Source organism: Escherichia sp. WS568, assembly GCF_046486085.1.
In the GTDB taxonomy this organism is placed as follows: domain Bacteria; phylum Pseudomonadota; class Gammaproteobacteria; order Enterobacterales; family Enterobacteriaceae; genus Escherichia; species Escherichia coli.
In genome coordinates, this window is the sequence record NZ_JBJQMC010000072.1 from 1 (window position 1) to 847 (window position 847).

The window sequence follows — 847 nt, forward strand, 5'->3', positions numbered from 1 at the left end:
GCTTAACCTTCGGGAGGGCGCTTACCACTTTGTGATTCATGACTGGGGTGAAGTCGTAACAAGGTAACCGTAGGGGAACCTGCGGTTGGATCACCTCCTTACCTTAAAGAAGCGTTCTTTGAAGTGCTCACACAGATTGTCTGATAGAAAGTGAAAAGCAAGGCGTCTTGCGAAGCAGACTGATACGTCCCCTTCGTCTAGAGGCCCAGGACACCGCCCTTTCACGGCGGTAACAGGGGTTCGAATCCCCTAGGGGACGCCACTTGCTGGTTTGTGAGTGAAAGTCACCTGCCTTAATATCTCAAAACTCATCTTCGGGTGACGTTTGAGATATTTGCTCTTTAAAAATCTGGATCAAGCTGAAAATTGAAACACTGAACAACGAAAGTTGTTCGTGAGTCTCTCAAATTTTCGCAACACGATGACGAATCGAAAGAAACATCTTCGGGTTGTGAGGTTAAGCGACTAAGCGTACACGGTGGATGCCCTGGCAGTCAGAGGCGATGAAGGACGTGCTAATCTGCGATAAGCGTCGGTAAGGTGATATGAACCGTTATAACCGGCGATTTCCGAATGGGGAAACCCAGTGTGATTCGTCACACTATCATTAACTGAATCCATAGGTTAATGAGGCGAACCGGGGGAACTGAAACATCTAAGTACCCCGAGGAAAAGAAATCAACCGAGATTCCCCCAGTAGCGGCGAGCGAACGGGGAGCAGCCCAGAGCCTGAATTAGTGTGTGTGTTAGTGGAAGCGTCTGGAAAGGCGCGCGATACAGGGTGACAGCCCCGTACACAAAAATGCACATACTGTGAGCTCGATGAGTAGGGCGGGACACGTGGTAT

At 49.6% G+C, this 847-nt stretch carries 1 tRNA gene and 2 rRNA genes; all 3 read left to right on the top strand.

The features are described from left to right. Nucleotides 1-101: ribosomal RNA gene (locus ACJHWR_RS25240) — 16S ribosomal RNA — on the top strand; the annotation flags it as partial. 85 nt (nt 102-186) lie between these two features. Continuing rightward, nucleotides 187-262, top strand: a tRNA-Glu gene (locus tag ACJHWR_RS25245). Nucleotides 263-455: 193 nt separating this feature from the next. Next, nucleotides 456-847, top strand: a 23S ribosomal RNA gene (locus tag ACJHWR_RS25250); the annotation flags it as partial.